Consider the following 15,089-nt stretch of genomic DNA (forward strand, 5'->3'; position numbering starts at 1 on the left):
ACAGCATGAAGACAATGATTGCGGCGTTGGGACTGGTGATGCTCAGCGGCTGCGCTACCGATGGAGGCGCACGATGGTCGGGCATGGGCTCGGCCTCGTGCGCCAAGCCGAGCCCGGATCAGGAGCTGTCGCTGAGCATGGCCGATGACATGATCAGTGACGGCAAGTTGCACGCAGGCTTGGCCAATCTGCAAAACCTGCCGCCTGACCTCGCGGCCGTGCGCCTGCGCAAGGCCAAGATCTACCGCATGCTTGGGCAAAACGAGGCCGAGCCGTTGTACCGCAGTTTGCTGGGGACTTGCCTCGCCGCCGAAGGGGAACACGGCCTGGGCCAGTTGGCCGCCGCGCACACCGACACCGAGCAGGCGCTAAAGCACTTGCAGCGGGCCGCGCAACTGTCCCCCACTGACGAGAAAATTCGCAACGACCTGGGCGTGGTCTACCTCAAGCAACTGAAACTCAAAGAGGCACGTTTCGAGTTCATTACCGCCATGGAATTGAAGCAGTCCGATCAGTTGGCGGCCGTCAACCTGGTGACCTTGCTGATTTATCAAGGTAACTGGAAGCAAGCCTCGGAGTTGGTCAGTCGCATGGGCTTGAGCCCCGAGCAAGTCAGCGAAGCCCAGGTACGCGCCGAAAAACTCAAAAGTTCGGCCAAGGCCGTAGCAGTACCCAGTGATCGGGTAGCAACGGTGCTCGATCCGTCGCCATCCGGTGTCAATCCGCCAACAACGCAGAGGTAGTGATGAAACAGAACATACTCAGCTGCCTGGGACTGTTGCTTCTTCCGCTCGCCGCCCAGGCCATCGAACCCGGTCCTTCATCGCCACAACAGCAGGAAACCGAAGCCTGGTTACTGCTGCAGTCTCGCGGTCAGGCCGCTTCGCCTATCCGGCAAACAGCCGCGGCCAGCGAGCGCGACCTGAGCCTGCAACGCTGGCTGGAGAGTTACAAACATCCCATCCCTCCGTTCTACAAGGAGTACTCCGGCGGACAGAGGAAGTAACCCTTAACAGCAATGGGGCCTCTGCCTCCAGCGGGTTTACCCGCTGGAGGCAGAGGCCCCATGTCGTTGAGGCTTGCCCGCCTCTGCTTACAGCTTTCCGAAGACCTTGAACACGCCAATGATTGCTGGGCCGATAGCCACCAGGAAAAAGCTCGGCCACAGGCAGAAAATCAGTGGGAACATCAGTTTTGTGCCGATCTTAGCCGCTTTCTCTTCCGCCAACTGGGTGCGCCGGTCGCGAAACTCTTCAGCGTAGATACGCAAGGTGGCCCCGACACTGGTACCAAAGCGGATGCTCTGCGCGAGCAAGCTGACCAGCCCGCGAATGTCTTCCAGGCCGGTACGTTCGGCCAGGCGCTTGAGCGCTTCGGTACTGGGGATCCCCGCGCGGATCTCGGAATTGACCAGCGCCAGCTCCACGGCCAGATCGGGTTGGCTGACCGCCATTTCCTCGGATACCCGCTCGATCGCCTGGGGCAAGGCCAGGCCCGACTCGACACACACCACCATCAGGTCCAGGGCATCCGGGAAGGCGACGAGCAATCGGGTCATCCGTGCCTGTTTGCGCGCGTTGACGTAAATGGACGGCAACAGCCACGCCACACCCAGCGCCGTGATCAGCACGACGATGCCCACGGTCAGCGACAGTTTTGGAATCAGCGGCAATGCCAGCACCGTAAGGCCCACCATGGCCAATGGCAACAACAGGCGAATCGCCCAGTACATCTGCACCGCTGCGTGCGAACGATAGCCGGCATGGGTCAGCAGCGTTCGGGTCGCCGAGGGCTGGCCCTCCTCTACCGAAGAAAAGCGCTGGCCGACTTGCTCCAGCAACAGCTGCAGGTTGCTGGGCGCGCTTTGCCCGTAGCTCTCCCCGCCATGACCGCGTTTAATCAGCAAAAGACGGCGCTGTACCGGGTCTTGCAACCCCTGCACCAGCAACACCAGCGTTGCCACCGCGAGCACTACGCTCAAACCGATGGCCCCCGCGAACAACAGGCGCGCCAGTTGCTCGTCGCCCACCGCACTGTTGATCAGACTCAGCAGATAGTTCATGACCCCCTCCTCGACACCTGGCGATGTTCAAACCTGGATGCGGATGATTTTGCGGATCCAGAAAATCCCGATCAGCATCGCCACAAATGCCCCGATCACCATTTTCTGGCCCAGGGGTTCGTTGAGCAGCATGGGCAGGTACGTCGGGCTGGACAGTACAATCGCCGCAGACAATACAAAAGGCACGGAGACCAGTATCCAACCCGACATGCGCCCTTCGGCCGACAATGTCTTGATCTTGCGTTGAAAACGAAAGCGCCCACGAATCAGGCTGCTCAACCGTTCCAGTACTTCCGTCAGGTTGCCGCCGGTTTCGCGGTGGATCAGCACCGTGGTCACCAGCATCATCACGGTCATGCTCGGCATGCGTTCGAGCAGGCCGAGCATGGCCCGACGCACATCGTTGCCGTAGTTGATGTCGGCGAAGGTCAGGCCGAACTCATGGGCGACCGGCCCCTTGTGCTCCTCAGCCACCAACTGCAGGGTTTCGTTGAACGGATGACCGGCACGCAACGCCCGGCACATCGCGTCCAGTGCATCGGGCAGGCCTTCCTCGAACTGGGCGAAGCGCTTGCCACGGTCGCGGGATATCTTCAGCACCGGCAGCCAGAACGCCAGCATGGCCGCAGGGACAGCCAGCCACCAGAGTTGGCTGAACAGCCAAGCCAAGATCCCGCTTGCCAGCGCCAGGACCAACCCAAGCAACAGTACCCGGTAGGCGCGATAGTCATGCCCGGCTTGCTCGATCATCTGTGCCAGCGACTCCATCGCCGGCAACTGCTCCAGACGGGCTTCCAACGGTGACAAGCGGCGCAGGTATTTCTGGCGCAGCACCGACTGCATGTTCACCTGGTTGTTGGCGGTTTCCAGCAGGTTCAGGCGGCTGCGGATACGCTTGCGTACCTTGCTGGCCTCACCAAACACCGGAACCGCCAGGCCCTGACTGAGCAGGAACATGGCGGTGAACACCATGCCGAGAAACGCCAGAATAAACTCACTGGGAATTTGGCTCATGTTTACCCCTCCATCCAGTCAGGCCGAAACAGGCTCAGCGGCAGCTCGATACCGCGCCTGGCGAGCACATCGCGAAATGCCGGCACCATCCCGGTGGGGCGAAATTCACCGAGGACTTCACCGTGCTCACCAATACCGTTGCGCACGAAGGCGAAAATCTCGGTCATGGTGATGATTTCTCCCTCCATGCCGTTGATCTCCTGGACGCTGACCAGGCGCCGTGTGCCATCCTCCTGACGCTCCAGCTGGATGACGACGCTGAGGGCCGAAGCTATCTGCTGACGCATGGCCTTGATCGGAAAGGTCGCACCGGTCATCGAGACCATGTTCTCGATCCGGCCCAGGGCGTCGCGCGCGGTGTTGGCATGAATGGTGGTGAGCGAACCGTCGTGTCCGGTGTTCATCGCCGTCAACATATCCAGCGCTTCGGCGCCACGCACCTCGCCGATCACGATGCGGTCAGGGCGCATACGCAGGCTGTTACGCACCAGTTCGCGCTGGCTCACCTCGCCCCTGCCCTCGATATTCGCGGGACGGGTTTCAAGGCGTACCACATGGGGCTGTTGCAATTGCAACTCGGCCGAGTCTTCGATGGTAACGATCCGCTCGTTGTGCGGGATGAAGCTGGACAGCACGTTGAGCATGGTGGTCTTGCCACTGCCGGTACCGCCCGAGATCAGCACATTCATGCGGCCACGGACGATTGCCTTGAGCATCAGGGCAATGGAGGGCGTCAGAGTGCCCATTTTCACCAGGCTCTCAGTGTTGAGCAGGTCCACGGCAAAGCGCCGGATCGACATGCTCGGCCCGTCGATGGCGAGCGGCGGGATAATGGCGTTGACCCGGGAACCGTCCTTCAGCCGGGCGTCCACCAGCGGTGACGACTCATCAATGCGCCGGCCCAGGCTGGAGACGATACGGTCAATGATGTTCAGCAGGTGGTGATTGTCGCGAAAATGCACATCGGTTCTCTGCAACTTGCCAAACCGCTCGACATACACCGAGTCAAACCCGTTGACCAGGATGTCGGACACGCTGTGGTCGGCCAACAGCGGTTCCAGGGGGCCAAGGCCAAGCACTTCGTCCGTGATCTGCTTGATGATCATTTGACGGCTGCTGGCACTGACCGGCGCCGAGTGCTCGTCGAGCAGGCGCTGACAGATCTCGCGGATCTGCCGCGTCGCTTCGGCAGGCTCCAGGGAATCGAGCAATGACAGGTCCATGACCTTGAGCAGTAATTGGTAGATCTTCTCCCGCCACTCGGTCTCCACCTGATTGAGCTTGGTCCGGGTTTCGTAGAGCACGTCCGGTATGGCGGCCTCCCAGGCCATGAGCACACTGGCGCAGTTTTCACTGCCGGTCTGTACATCCTGAGCGTCTGCCGGAGCATTTTTGCCGGCATGCTGACGCAGGCGATTACGAAAGTCGCTGAGCATGGCTTACCCTCCGAACAAACGGCTAAAGGTACGTTTAAACAGCCCCCGCTCGCTGGCCACCACCCCGATCAGGTTCTGGTTCAGCTCACGCAAGGCTAAAGTCACGGCTGCACGCGGCGCGTGGACCTCCAGCGGTACACCGCTGTTCTGGCTTTCACTGACCACCGAATAGTCGTTGGGGAGCTTCTGCACGTCGGTGCAGCGCAGGGCCTCGGTAATGTCCTTGAGGCTGACCGGCGAGGTTTTGTTGTAGCGATTGACCACCACCTGCAAGCGATTGCCCTGCACACCCAAGTCGTCGCGCAGGATGCGTGTCAGGCGCGTGCCGTCTTTCAGGTGGCTGAGACTCTGTTGCATCACGATGTAGATCCGGTCCGCCTGCTCCAGCGTGACGCCTGTGAGGTGGTCGATTTGCCGCGGCAAATCCACCACCACCCAGTCATAGGTACTGCGCGCCAGCCGCAACAGGCTTTCCAGTTGCTCCAGGCGCACATCCTGCGACAGGCACAGTTCACCCGTACGGCCACTGAGGACATGCAGGGTCGGGCTGAAGTGGCTGCAGAAACCGCGCAAGGCGATGCTGTCCAGCTCGTCGACCTGTTTCAGCACTTCCATGTGGCTGTGCGTCGGCAGCACATCCAGGCAGTGGGCCACCGTGCCAAACTGCAGGTCCAGGTCCAGCAACAGGGTTCTGCCGCCGCGGATGCTCAGCTGATGAGCCAGATTGCAGGCCAGCATGGTGGCGCCCGATCCGCCCTTGGCATTCATCACCGCGACCAACTTGCCGCCTGTGCCCTGTTCGGCATGGACCTCCAGCAACATGCGGTTGATTGCCGCCTGCAGGTCGTCAGCCGCCACTGGCTCGGGCAAGAAATCCCGGGCGCCGGCCTGCATCGCCATGCGCATGCCTTCACGTTCATCCAGCGGGCCGCAGACCAACAGTGGCGGTCGCTCTTTGAGCGGATGCTGCAGCAGGGCCGCCAGCTCCTCGCGCCACAAGTGGCTGACCCGCAACAGCAACAGATCAGGCATCTGTTCCAGCCCATACAGCGGGTCGGTGTGACCGTTGCTGACCAGGCGCGTGTTGACGTTCAGGTTGGGCAGGCACTGGCTCAACGTTTTCAGATGGTTCAACGCAGTCACGTCACGTCCACTGATCAATAGGCGCATGCCTGTTTTTTCAGTCACGCTGGCGACGGGAGCTTCTTTGGTATTTAGCATGGCGTAATCTCCGGGGTGACTCCCGCCTCGGGTTGCCGACCAAGGCTTTCACGCGGCACGGTCGACCTGTACACCGGCAGGGTGAACCCCCCACCGAACCCGGGGATCAACAGCTTGAAGGTGAAGTTGCTCAGCTGTAACTGGATGTAGCGAATGGCTCGAAAGCCGCTGGCGCCGCTGAGATCGCCGGGGCTGGCGACCACCGCACCGTCCTCGTCCAGGTAGACCAGGTTCAGGTTGGCCGTGGCCAGGTTGCCGATCAGACTGCTCGTGCCACTGTTACCGGCCGCATTGAAAATGGCCCGACGCAAAATGACCGGATCGTGGATATCGCACACCGCCGCCAGGCGGGCACCGCGGCGTACGCTTTCATTCAGCGCGTTGACGGTGAAGTACAGCCGACCCATTTCCAGCACGCCGAACAGCAAGGTGAAAAACACCAGGCTGGTAATCGCGAACTCAACGACATACACACCGCGCATACGCTTGAGATTCATCATAAGGCCCTCATCACCACGGTAGAGGTCAACGTCAGGCCAAGCGGTTCGCTCTGGCCATAGAACGCAGGGATTGCGCTACCGATCACCGGCAAGAAGGTGTAGTTGATACTGACCTGGATGTGATCAGTGCCCACTGCCGTCACCGAGACATTTCCGGTGGTCAGCCCCGGTACCACCGCCGGGTAGCCGTTGGGGTTGGCCGGCACGCCGTACACCGCGACGCTCCGGGCCTGGGCGCGAAGCGCGTCGCTCACTTCGACCTTGCCCAAGGTTGCATTCCAGGCCTGGCCGGCGACAAAACGTCCGGCATCACGACTGGCTTGCATCAGGCTGTTGTACTGGAACAACATGCGCCCGAACTCACCGAAGGCGAACAGCATCAGCAACAGCAGCGGCAGCGTAATCACCATTTCCACCATCGCCAGCCCACGCTGGGCCTTCGGCGGCTTGCGTCCACGGTGTCCCATAAGGCCTCCTAAGAGTCGGTACTCGGTGTCTGGCTGTTATCGATATAGGTTTTGTACAACTGAATGATCTGCGGGCCGGCGTCGTTGACAGGATTGGGGCCGGGCACATTGTCGCCCTCGCACTGTTTGACGAACTGGCCGAATATCTGCGCCGAGTTGCCCTGTTGATTTGCCGGTTGCATCACGTAATAGCAGCCGAAACTCAACACCGGAATCGACGACGCCCCGTCGTTCTTGCCCGAGCAATTACCGATCACCACTTTCAGAATCCGCCGCTCGAACGCGCCGTTGCCGAGGCAGCCGCCGCCTGTGCCGGCAACACAAGCGGCAGAGGCCCGTACCCAGTCGTTGTAGTCGTACAGGGCTTCACCACTGGCCGTGACCAGGTTGCCATTGGTGGAGGTGATGGTCTGATTGTTGTACTGGATCTGTTCCGGTGTACCGGTGTACGTCAACGACTTGTCGTTGGCCGTAATCACCAGGTCCGGCGGATAGTCTGCTGCGCTGAGGCCACCTGAATATTGGTTGAAGCGCGTATTCAGGCCTTGCGAGGCAGGCCCGACGGTGTTGCCCGGTTTGGTCAGGACGTTGTCGCCGACGCTATTGCACTGATTGATGCCGCCCGCCAGGCCTTGCCTCACGGTGTTGCCACCCGAGCCGAAGTCGAGCAGCTGAAAATTGCCGGGGCCGATTGCCGAGCTGTTGTTCGCCGCCGTTTTCAACACTTGCAAATCACCGTACTTGAACCCCCAGAACATCCCGGCAGCGGGGTCGTTCTTGCTCGGGTCGCCACACACCATCAGCGGCGTGATATTACAAGGGCTGGCAGGGCTGGGGCCGGCGGTGGCCACCGCGGCCACGGCCTTGTTCGGGGCAACGCCGTCGCCGATTGCCTTCAGCATGCCCCAGAAAAAACCGCTCAGCGGGTAACTGGCGACCGATACCCGTACATAGCTCGCATTGGCCGGGCCCGGAAAGGAAAAAGGCCCATAGACACTGGCAGACAGCTCCACCGTGGCGAAGCCGGATGCATTATTACCAACCGCGTTGGCCAGTTCCTTGTTGCCACTGGCATTGGCATTAAGTGTCAGTGTGTCCAGGGCAGCGGCTTGCGTGAGGCTGGCGGCACCGGTCGCACCGTGCACCTCGCTGAGCGTCTTGGCCCCGCTCAGGGCTGCGGCATCGACAGCATTTTGCAGCCGGGCCTTGTTTACCAGCATATGGCCGCCGTCCAGCGCCAGAGCCCCCATCAACAAGATGGCGGCCATGGCGATCACCGCCAGCACAATAATCGTTCCGCGCTGTTGCCCTGGAAACGCACGGAGTGGTTGGTGGATACGTGCTCTCATCATCAAGCCCTCCAGAGTTCTGCCGACCTTGATCTGCAGGGTGCCGTCGCCCACCACCGCCAAGCGACGACGCTACCTGGCGGGCGATGCCTTCAACGGTTGCGCCTGTCAGCTACAGGGTGTTCACACGTTTGACTTCGATACCGCGGATCAGCGTGATGCCACTTACGCCAGGTTCGCTCTTGCGCTGGACGATCTGCTTGACCGGTGGCACTGGCGCAACCTGGGCCAGCTCCACTGGCTTGGCGACCGCGGGCAGTTTGTTGTTGTCCAGTGGATTGCGCAGGGCCAGTTGCAGCTTCCCGTCGGTCATGCCCTTGACCAGCAGTTCTGCCTGATCGGGGGTCATTTCCAGGGTGACTGCACGTACCACCACCGGCTGGGTCTTGTCGGTACTGGCGGTCTGGTCCACGGCCAGTACCCGCAAGTCCTCCAGAATGGTGCGGGACTCGGCGTTGCCGGTGTTACCTGTCTGCTTGGTCGCCAGGACATCGACCCGATTACCCGGCAAGAGGAACCCACCCACCCCCACCACATCATCCACGCGTACCGAAATCGCGCGTTTGTTGGGTTCGATCAGCGAGGCCAGCGTACTCCCGCCCAAGTGCTCGGCCACACGCGCACCGCGCACGATGTCGCCGCTCAACATGGAGAAGGTGGCGATCTTGCCGACGACCTTGTCGATGGCATCGAAGGCATCGTCGGGTACCGTGTCCTTGGGCATGCGCACCAGCGTCACCTGCTGCGCCTCGACCATTTGCCCGAACGCGATTTCCACGGTGGCCACCACCACGTTCTGCTGATTATCGTCGGGGCTGGCGTTGAGTCGGGCACTGAGCCAGGTGTTGGCCATCCACGCGGCGCCCAACCCCAGGATCACGGACAAGGCAATCAAGATGAAAGTACGAGAACTCATGGCGGTGTCTCCTTATCTATCCAAGGAAGTCGAGCTGTACGAAATAGTTGTGCCATGCCCACTCCAGTTCCTGCGCCGATAACGGCCCGCTGCCGCCCAGGTAACGCTGACGGTCGATGGCCATGTTCAACAGGTCACGTGGGTGGCAAGGCACCAGCGGCATGTTTTCAACGCCGTAGAGCTCCTGCAGCACGTAATGCAGTAGCTGCGGATCGTAAGAAACACCCAGTCGCTCACTCTCCTGGCGCCAGATGCGTTCGTATTCTTCGGGTTTCAGGTAACCGAACTGCAGCTTGTAGCCAATGCGCCGTAAAAACGCTTCGTCGGCCAGCTCCAGCGGATTGAGGTTGGTGGAAAACACCAGAATCAGGTCGAATGGCAGTTCACAGTGCCGCCCACCGCCGAGGTTGAGGAAGTCGCGTTTCTCCTCCATCGGCACGATCCAGCGGTTGAACAGCTCGGCCGGCGACATGCGTTGACGCCCCATGTCATCGATGACAAACAGGCCATTGCTGGCTTTGAGCTGCAAGGGTGCCTGGTACTGACGCGTGGAAGGGTCGTAGCGCACATCCAGCTGGTCCATGCTCAACTCGCCGCCGGTAATGATGACCGGGCGTTCACAGCGCAGTAGCCGGCGATCGACCCCTTCATCGAGCAGCAGATTGTTCTGCAGTTCATCGTCGCCACCCAGGCGCCGGTGTACCTGCGGATCGTAAATCTCGATCACCGAATCGTTGATCGCAATGGCATGTGGTACCCAGATGGCTTCATCAAACAGGCGAATCAGGCGGCTGCTGACATAGGTTTTGCCAGTGCCCGCCGGCCCGTAAATCATGATTGCGCGGCCAGAATTGAGCGCCACCCCCAGTTGGTCGAGCATGCTTTGCGCCAGGACCACCCCGCCAAAGGCCTGTTGCATGTCTTGGGCGTTGATACGACCGTGGTGAATGGTCTGCATTTTCAGCAGCGTGCGATAGTTACTCACCGGAAAGGGTGCCGCACCGATGTACCCGCTGCGCGCCAATGCATCACGGGCGGCGCTGCGACCGCGTTCAGTCAGCCCGTAGCGCAAGGCTTGACCACCGGCTTGCCCGAGAATTTCGACCCGACCGTCCTTGCGCAGGAAGGTCAGTATTTCTTCAAGTACCGCGCCTGTCAGTGCCAGGCGTTCCACCAGCCGCGACATGTCCAGCACGCCGGCATCGTGCAGATGCTTGCAGACCAGATCACCGAGCAAGTTGTCCGCCAGCCCGGTTTCACGGATGGTGCGTGGCTGTGGCGCCAACCGCTGCACGACTTGTTCGCGCTCATCGTGAGTGACGCTGCTGTTGCTGATGGCGTACATAGTGTTCTCCTGACCTACTGGCCGAAGGGCAGCCAGAAGACACTGGTCAAAGTGCCGAGCAGGACTGCGACTGAATAGGGAAAGGGCTTGCCTGCCACTTCATCAACCGCTGGCGAGAAATAGGCCCTGGCTCTCAACATCAGCCAGTAGCGCCCCATGGTCTGCTGTACTTGACCACGCACGAGGACAATCAATATTCCGCATAGACCGCCGGCTATCAGGCTGAACAGCGCGGCCCAAAGGGCGTCAAGCGGAGTAAGAAAGGCGCCGACCATGGCCATTAATTTGACGTCACCGGCCGCCATCCCCCCAAAGGCATACATCGGGAGAAAAACGGCAAAACCGATCAGCATGCCCAGCGCCCCATAACCGAACCCGATGACACCCAAGGTGTAAACCTGGCCGGCCAAACCCAGACCCAAGCCCAGCAAGACCAAGAGGTTGGGTATACGGTGATGGCGAAGATCGCTCAGCACCGCTATACCCAGCAGCCCCAGCAACGATGCAATTGCGACTGATTGCTCCATGCTCATGACTGCAACCCTCTGTGGACGGTGGGGTGTTAGCAAGTTTTGCCTGTGACTGCGCAGCCCAGGCTGGTAATGGCAGTTTTTACGTTAGTTCCCAGCGTGGTGAATGCGGTGACCGCGCCCAGGGTGATCAACCCACCCGCCACCGCATATTCCACAATGGTCAGGCCATCTTCGTCTTTGAGGAACTTCACTACCGACGTCTTGATCGATTGCAGATTCATTTTGCTCACCTCATTCAGTTTGTTTTTTTAGAGCAGCACTTTTCGTACTGCCTGGGTGAACATTAGTCAGTAGTACAACCCAGGGGTTAGGAGTTTTTTGCTCAACGCTAGGAGTTTTTTGCGAGTTTTTTGCGGTATTAACCGCGTAAGAAAAAACACTAAGCACACCGTCTGAAACCCTAACGCAAGCGATCAATAGGAAATAACTTACATAACGCTGTAACCTAATCGCAGGCGAAACTCGGTCGCTTCCCGCTACCCTGCAAAGACCCGAAACAGTGCCAATACGCCGAGAAACAAATCTCGCCAATACGGTCTAAGCCAGCGTTTTCTTATCAGGATTTGATCTGCTCGCAGGCAACACAACGACGATACTGGTCAACGAGGAAGAAATATCAGGAGCGGGGCCAGGACAGTGAAGTCTGACGCGCCAAGAGACTGGATTGTTGGGGGGGCTCGGCACGCAGGCCTTTAGCCTGCAGCGCCGCGGCTGAGAAGACTCCACCTTGTCCGAACGGGATCATGGTTAACCAACCAGGCAGAGTCCATATGATGCGTTTTTATCCTCGCGACACGTCCCTCAGCCTGTGGCCAGGTGTTCGTCGCCGCCACGGCCCAGAGGCTAGCAAGCTGCTTGCGCTCCGGGCGGGGCCGACGATGCGTGTTGTGGCACTAGCAAGGGGTGCCTTTGACTGCACAACCCAAACTGGTAATGGCGGTACTCACGTTACCCCCCAGTGTCACGAAAGCGGCCACGGCACCCAGTGTAATCAAACCACCCGCTACCGCGTATTCCACAATAGTCAGGCCTTCTTCGTCCTTGATGAATTTCAGCACCGACGTTTTGATCGATTGCAGATTCATTTTATTCACCTCATCTAAGTTCTATTGGCCGAGGCGGAGACTTAGTGTGCCGCCTGTTTGAATCCTAGTCAGGAGACATAACGAGGGGTTAGGAGTTTTTTATTGAACACTAGGATTATTTTGCAGCGCTGACTGCCCGGCGAGGTTGAGAAAACAGAAGCAAGGAAGGAATGAGAAGATGAAACCTGAATCGGCCAACCCGCCATTTCTGCTGTGGTTCGATCGCACCCGGGATCGATCGGCCGAGGCGTTGGTCGCGCATTTTCGCCCGACCTGTGAATGCCGTATCGCCAAGAACGCCTCGTTGTCCGAGCTTGCGGCGGAGCGCCAGCCAGACATGGTCTGCATTCACTATGACCGCCCCGACATGCCTGGCCTCAACCTGCTGCTGGAGATCAAGCACAAGTCCCCCTCGATACCGATCGCCATGTTCACCGTACAGCACTCCGAGGAGCTTGCCGTATGGGCCATGCGCTCGCGTGTCTGGGAGTACATCGTGCTGCCCCTGTGCAATAGCGAAAAAAGCCGCTTTCTGCACGCACTGCAGCAACTCTGCGAACTGCGCCGCAGCACTCACATTCATGCCAAGAAGCCACTGATCGAACATGGCCCGTCGCTGCCGGACAGCATCCGGCTGACCGCAGAACACCACAAGCACCAGGCGCTCAGTAACGTATTGCTCTACATCGACCAGCACTTACGCGACAGCATCGACCAGAAAGAACTGGCAAAGCGCTGCGGCATGACCACCTTTCGCTTCAGCCGCCTGTTCAAGGAAGTCAATGGCGTGGGGTTCATGGAGTACATCCTGAGCAAACGGATGGACTTTGCCAGGGAGCTGCTCGACAACAGCCAGATGCCCATCACCAGCATCGGTTACGAAGTCGGGTTCAAGGACCCTTCCTATTTTGCCCGTGCCTTCAAGCAATTCGTCGGGTGTACACCCAGCGAGTATCGGCAGCTCCCTCGAGCTGAAAGCTCCGGGGCAGAATCGACTTCAACGGAAGCACTCTCGGAGGTCGTCGAAAGCCTGCGACTGGGTGCCAACCGCTGACGGATGGCTACGTGCCATTAGCCCATTTGTGCTAATCGACCCCCCTCCTCCCTGGCGCTATATTCCTCGGCAACCCCAGTGTTCCCCAACGCCGCGATGATGCAGCGTGAGGGATCGTTGTGCCCGTAAAACAGAACAACACCAAGGAAGATGCACCATGAAACCAGCATTCACCAAGATCACCCTGCTCAGCGCCCTGCTGGTCGCCCTTGCCGGTTGCCAGACCATGAAGCCCAACGAAGACCGTCTCAAGTCCACTGCGCAGACCACCATCGGCGAGCCGGTGACCAAGATTTCCAACGTGCGCAGCGACCATAGCTCCACCTATTACATCGCCAGCACCGCTTCGGGTGACTACAACTGCGAGCTGCCAAGCGGCGTCATGATCGGGATCGCCTCCATGGGTATGGGCATGAGCGCGCATTGCTACAACAAGAACAGTGGCCGGCCGCAGAATCCGCTGCAGCGCTACTGATCCTGAACTAAACCGACACTGTCGAGGCCTCACGCAATGCCCGCAGGGTGGCACGTAACTCCGCCGGGCGCACCGGCTTGGACAGAATGGCGATCTGGCGGTCGTGCAGGGCCGCCTGGATCTTCTCCACTTCGTGCCCGGTGAGAATCAGCGCCGGCACGGCCCTGCCCCGTTGCGCACGCAAGCGGTCGATGCACTCGATACCGGTGGCGTGGTTGCCCAGGTCATAGTCGGCGACGATGATGTCGCAGTCGCTGGCCAGGTCCTTGCCGCTCAGTTCGGCCTGCACTTCACAGCCCCAGCGCTCAAGCAAGGCCTTGGTGGCCAGCAGCACGTTGCGATCGTCCTCCACCAGGCACACTTTCAGACCGGTCAACAAGCCGACCTGGCTCGGCTCTTCACGGTAGATCTGCTGCTTGGGTGGCTCAATCTTGCGCAGTCCCTGCAGGCTCACGGCCGTACCATGGCCGACCCGCGAACGTATCGCCACTTCCATGCCCATCATCCGCCCCAGGCGCCTGACAATCGACAGGCCCAGGCCCACGCCTTCGACGTCTTTGTCGCGCAACTGACGCACGCGGTAGAACTCTTCGAAAACCTTCGGCAATTCGTCGGCTTCAATGCCGCGGCCCTGGTCATGAATGACAATGGCCAGCCCTTCCCCACGCTTGCGCACGCCGATCAGTACCGGCCGCTGCGGCGCGTACTTGAAGCAATTGGACAGCACGTTCTGGACCATGGTGGCCAGCAGCGCCGGGTCTACCTGTACCCAGTGTTCGCCAGCGCGCAGGCGCAGTTCAACCCCGGCCCAGCGGGCCGCTTCGGCGTTCTGGCGCAGCAGGTCGTGAAGAAACTCGCCCAGCTGTATGCGCTGCAAGCGTGGCTGCAGGCGGCCGCTGTCGAGGGTGTAGAGGTCGAGAATCGAGCGAAACAGTTGCGAGACGTTGTGCAGCGAGCGGTCGATGTTGTCGACCAGGCGCCGCTCCTCCTCGCCCAGGCGTGCTTCGCGCAGGCAGGCGGTAAACAGCCCGATGGAGTGAATGGGCTGGCGCAGGTCGTGACTGGCCTGGGCCAGAAAGCGCGATTTTTCCAGGTTGGCCGCGGTAGCCTCTTCGGAGGCCTTGCGCGTGCGTTCGAGCAACAGGTGCGCGTACATGGGGATGACCGTGCTGGTGATCATCAACATCAGCACCATGAACGGCTGCGCCTGCCAGTAGGGTGTCAGCCGATAGACGCACAGCAGCGCCAACAATGCCAGTGCGGTGGCGATCGCCAGGTAGCGCGAGCCGTAGCGCATGCCGTTGCCCAGGTTGACCCAGACCATCACCGCGTACAGCGGCAGCGCCGCCTCGCCGCCCACCACCAGGCCGAAACAGGTGCCGGTGTAGTCCTGGACCATGCTGAAGATGCGCCGCGCCGGATACACGCCCGGCCAGCGCACGATGACCTGGCGCAGGACGATCGACAGCAGCAGGAACAGGACGATGTAGATCATGATCGGCAGGTAAGCGTTGACCTGCTGCCCGGGCAGAAAACCCAACACGCTGATATAGACCATGGCAAGGCCGGCAACAATGATCCGCAGGTTGGCCTGGTCGAGCTCGGTGTTTTTCTCGAACTTCATCGGGAACA

17 protein-coding genes are annotated in these 15,089 nt (G+C 60.1%); 4 read left to right on the forward strand and 13 right to left on the reverse strand.

The genetic code is table 11. The features are described 5' to 3' along the window. Positions 1-5 precede the first annotated feature (5 nt). Positions 6-743 (forward strand): tetratricopeptide repeat protein, encoded by a 738-nt coding sequence (locus LOY45_RS13410; RefSeq protein WP_115086638.1) that lies wholly within the window; start codon positions 6-8, stop codon positions 741-743. A 2-nt stretch (positions 744-745) separates the two neighbouring features. Further along, positions 746-1,006 carry a DUF3613 domain-containing protein gene (locus LOY45_RS13415; protein ID WP_115086639.1) on the forward strand — a complete coding sequence of 87 codons (261 nt, stop codon included), beginning with the start codon at positions 746-748 and terminating at the stop codon, positions 1,004-1,006. Positions 1,007-1,093: 87 nt separating this feature from the next. Here the strand turns inward: LOY45_RS13415 and LOY45_RS13420 are convergent, their stop codons facing one another. The 12 genes from LOY45_RS13420 to LOY45_RS13475 form a co-directional block, all read right to left on the reverse strand. Next, entirely contained in the window at positions 1,094-2,062 is a 969-nt protein-coding gene (locus LOY45_RS13420) for a type II secretion system F family protein (RefSeq protein ID WP_115086640.1), read from the reverse strand. A 27-nt stretch (positions 2,063-2,089) separates the two neighbouring features. Further along, on the reverse strand, positions 2,090-3,076 hold the full coding sequence (locus LOY45_RS13425) for a type II secretion system F family protein (RefSeq protein WP_115086641.1): 987 nt from the start codon (positions 3,074-3,076) through the stop codon (positions 2,090-2,092). A 2-nt stretch (positions 3,077-3,078) separates the two neighbouring features. Next, positions 3,079-4,512 (reverse strand): TadA family conjugal transfer-associated ATPase, encoded by a 1,434-nt coding sequence (locus LOY45_RS13430; protein ID WP_115086642.1) that lies wholly within the window; start codon positions 4,510-4,512, stop codon positions 3,079-3,081. A 3-nt stretch (positions 4,513-4,515) separates the two neighbouring features. Further along, positions 4,516-5,733 (reverse strand): AAA family ATPase, encoded by a 1,218-nt coding sequence (locus LOY45_RS13435; protein ID WP_115086643.1) that lies wholly within the window; start codon positions 5,731-5,733, stop codon positions 4,516-4,518. Then, a complete protein-coding gene (locus LOY45_RS13440; RefSeq protein WP_258577806.1) occupies positions 5,727-6,230 on the reverse strand; it encodes a TadE/TadG family type IV pilus assembly protein in 504 nt (167 codons plus the stop codon). The genes LOY45_RS13435 and LOY45_RS13440 overlap by 7 nt, the downstream gene beginning before the upstream one ends. Next, positions 6,230-6,700: a TadE/TadG family type IV pilus assembly protein gene (locus LOY45_RS13445; RefSeq protein WP_115086644.1), complete on the reverse strand. Its 471-nt coding sequence runs from the start codon at positions 6,698-6,700 to the stop codon at positions 6,230-6,232. Before LOY45_RS13445 ends, LOY45_RS13440 begins: the two co-directional genes overlap by 1 nt. Positions 6,701-6,708: 8 nt before the next feature. After that, a complete protein-coding gene (locus LOY45_RS13450) occupies positions 6,709-8,052 on the reverse strand; it encodes a TadE/TadG family type IV pilus assembly protein (RefSeq protein WP_258579306.1) in 1,344 nt (447 codons plus the stop codon). Positions 8,053-8,161: 109 nt separating this feature from the next. Further along, complete coding sequence (cpaB, locus tag LOY45_RS13455; RefSeq protein ID WP_134064691.1) at positions 8,162-8,965, reverse strand: Flp pilus assembly protein CpaB; 804 nt, start codon at positions 8,963-8,965, stop codon at positions 8,162-8,164. A gap of 16 nt (positions 8,966-8,981) precedes the next feature. After that, positions 8,982-10,310 carry an AAA family ATPase gene (locus tag LOY45_RS13460; RefSeq protein ID WP_115086646.1) on the reverse strand — a complete coding sequence of 443 codons (1,329 nt, stop codon included), beginning with the start codon at positions 10,308-10,310 and terminating at the stop codon, positions 8,982-8,984. 14 nt (positions 10,311-10,324) lie between these two features. Then, positions 10,325-10,843 carry an A24 family peptidase gene (locus LOY45_RS13465; protein WP_115086647.1) on the reverse strand — a complete coding sequence of 173 codons (519 nt, stop codon included), beginning with the start codon at positions 10,841-10,843 and terminating at the stop codon, positions 10,325-10,327. Between the two features lie 29 nt (positions 10,844-10,872). Then, positions 10,873-11,064: a Flp family type IVb pilin gene (locus LOY45_RS13470; RefSeq protein WP_038995325.1), complete on the reverse strand. Its 192-nt coding sequence runs from the start codon at positions 11,062-11,064 to the stop codon at positions 10,873-10,875. A 672-nt stretch (positions 11,065-11,736) separates the two neighbouring features. Further along, a complete protein-coding gene (locus tag LOY45_RS13475) occupies positions 11,737-11,928 on the reverse strand; it encodes a Flp family type IVb pilin (RefSeq protein ID WP_115086648.1) in 192 nt (63 codons plus the stop codon). Between the two features lie 178 nt (positions 11,929-12,106). Here LOY45_RS13475 and LOY45_RS13480 point away from each other — a divergent pair, with 178 nt between their 5' ends. Continuing rightward, on the forward strand, positions 12,107-12,982 hold the full coding sequence (locus LOY45_RS13480; RefSeq protein ID WP_115086649.1) for a response regulator transcription factor: 876 nt from the start codon (positions 12,107-12,109) through the stop codon (positions 12,980-12,982). 157 nt (positions 12,983-13,139) lie between these two features. Continuing rightward, positions 13,140-13,457, forward strand: coding sequence for a hypothetical protein (locus LOY45_RS13485; protein ID WP_134064689.1), 318 nt, complete (start codon positions 13,140-13,142; stop codon positions 13,455-13,457). Between the two features lie 7 nt (positions 13,458-13,464). Here the strand turns inward: LOY45_RS13485 and LOY45_RS13490 are convergent, their stop codons facing one another. Then, the gene (locus tag LOY45_RS13490) at positions 13,465-15,081 is read right to left on the reverse strand and encodes a hybrid sensor histidine kinase/response regulator (protein WP_115086651.1); all 1,617 of its coding nucleotides are present in this window, start codon (positions 15,079-15,081) and stop codon (positions 13,465-13,467) included. Positions 15,082-15,089: the final 8 nt, after the last annotated feature.

Source organism: Pseudomonas wadenswilerensis (assembly GCF_024749185.1).
Classification (GTDB): Bacteria; Pseudomonadota; Gammaproteobacteria; order Pseudomonadales; family Pseudomonadaceae; genus Aquipseudomonas; species Aquipseudomonas wadenswilerensis.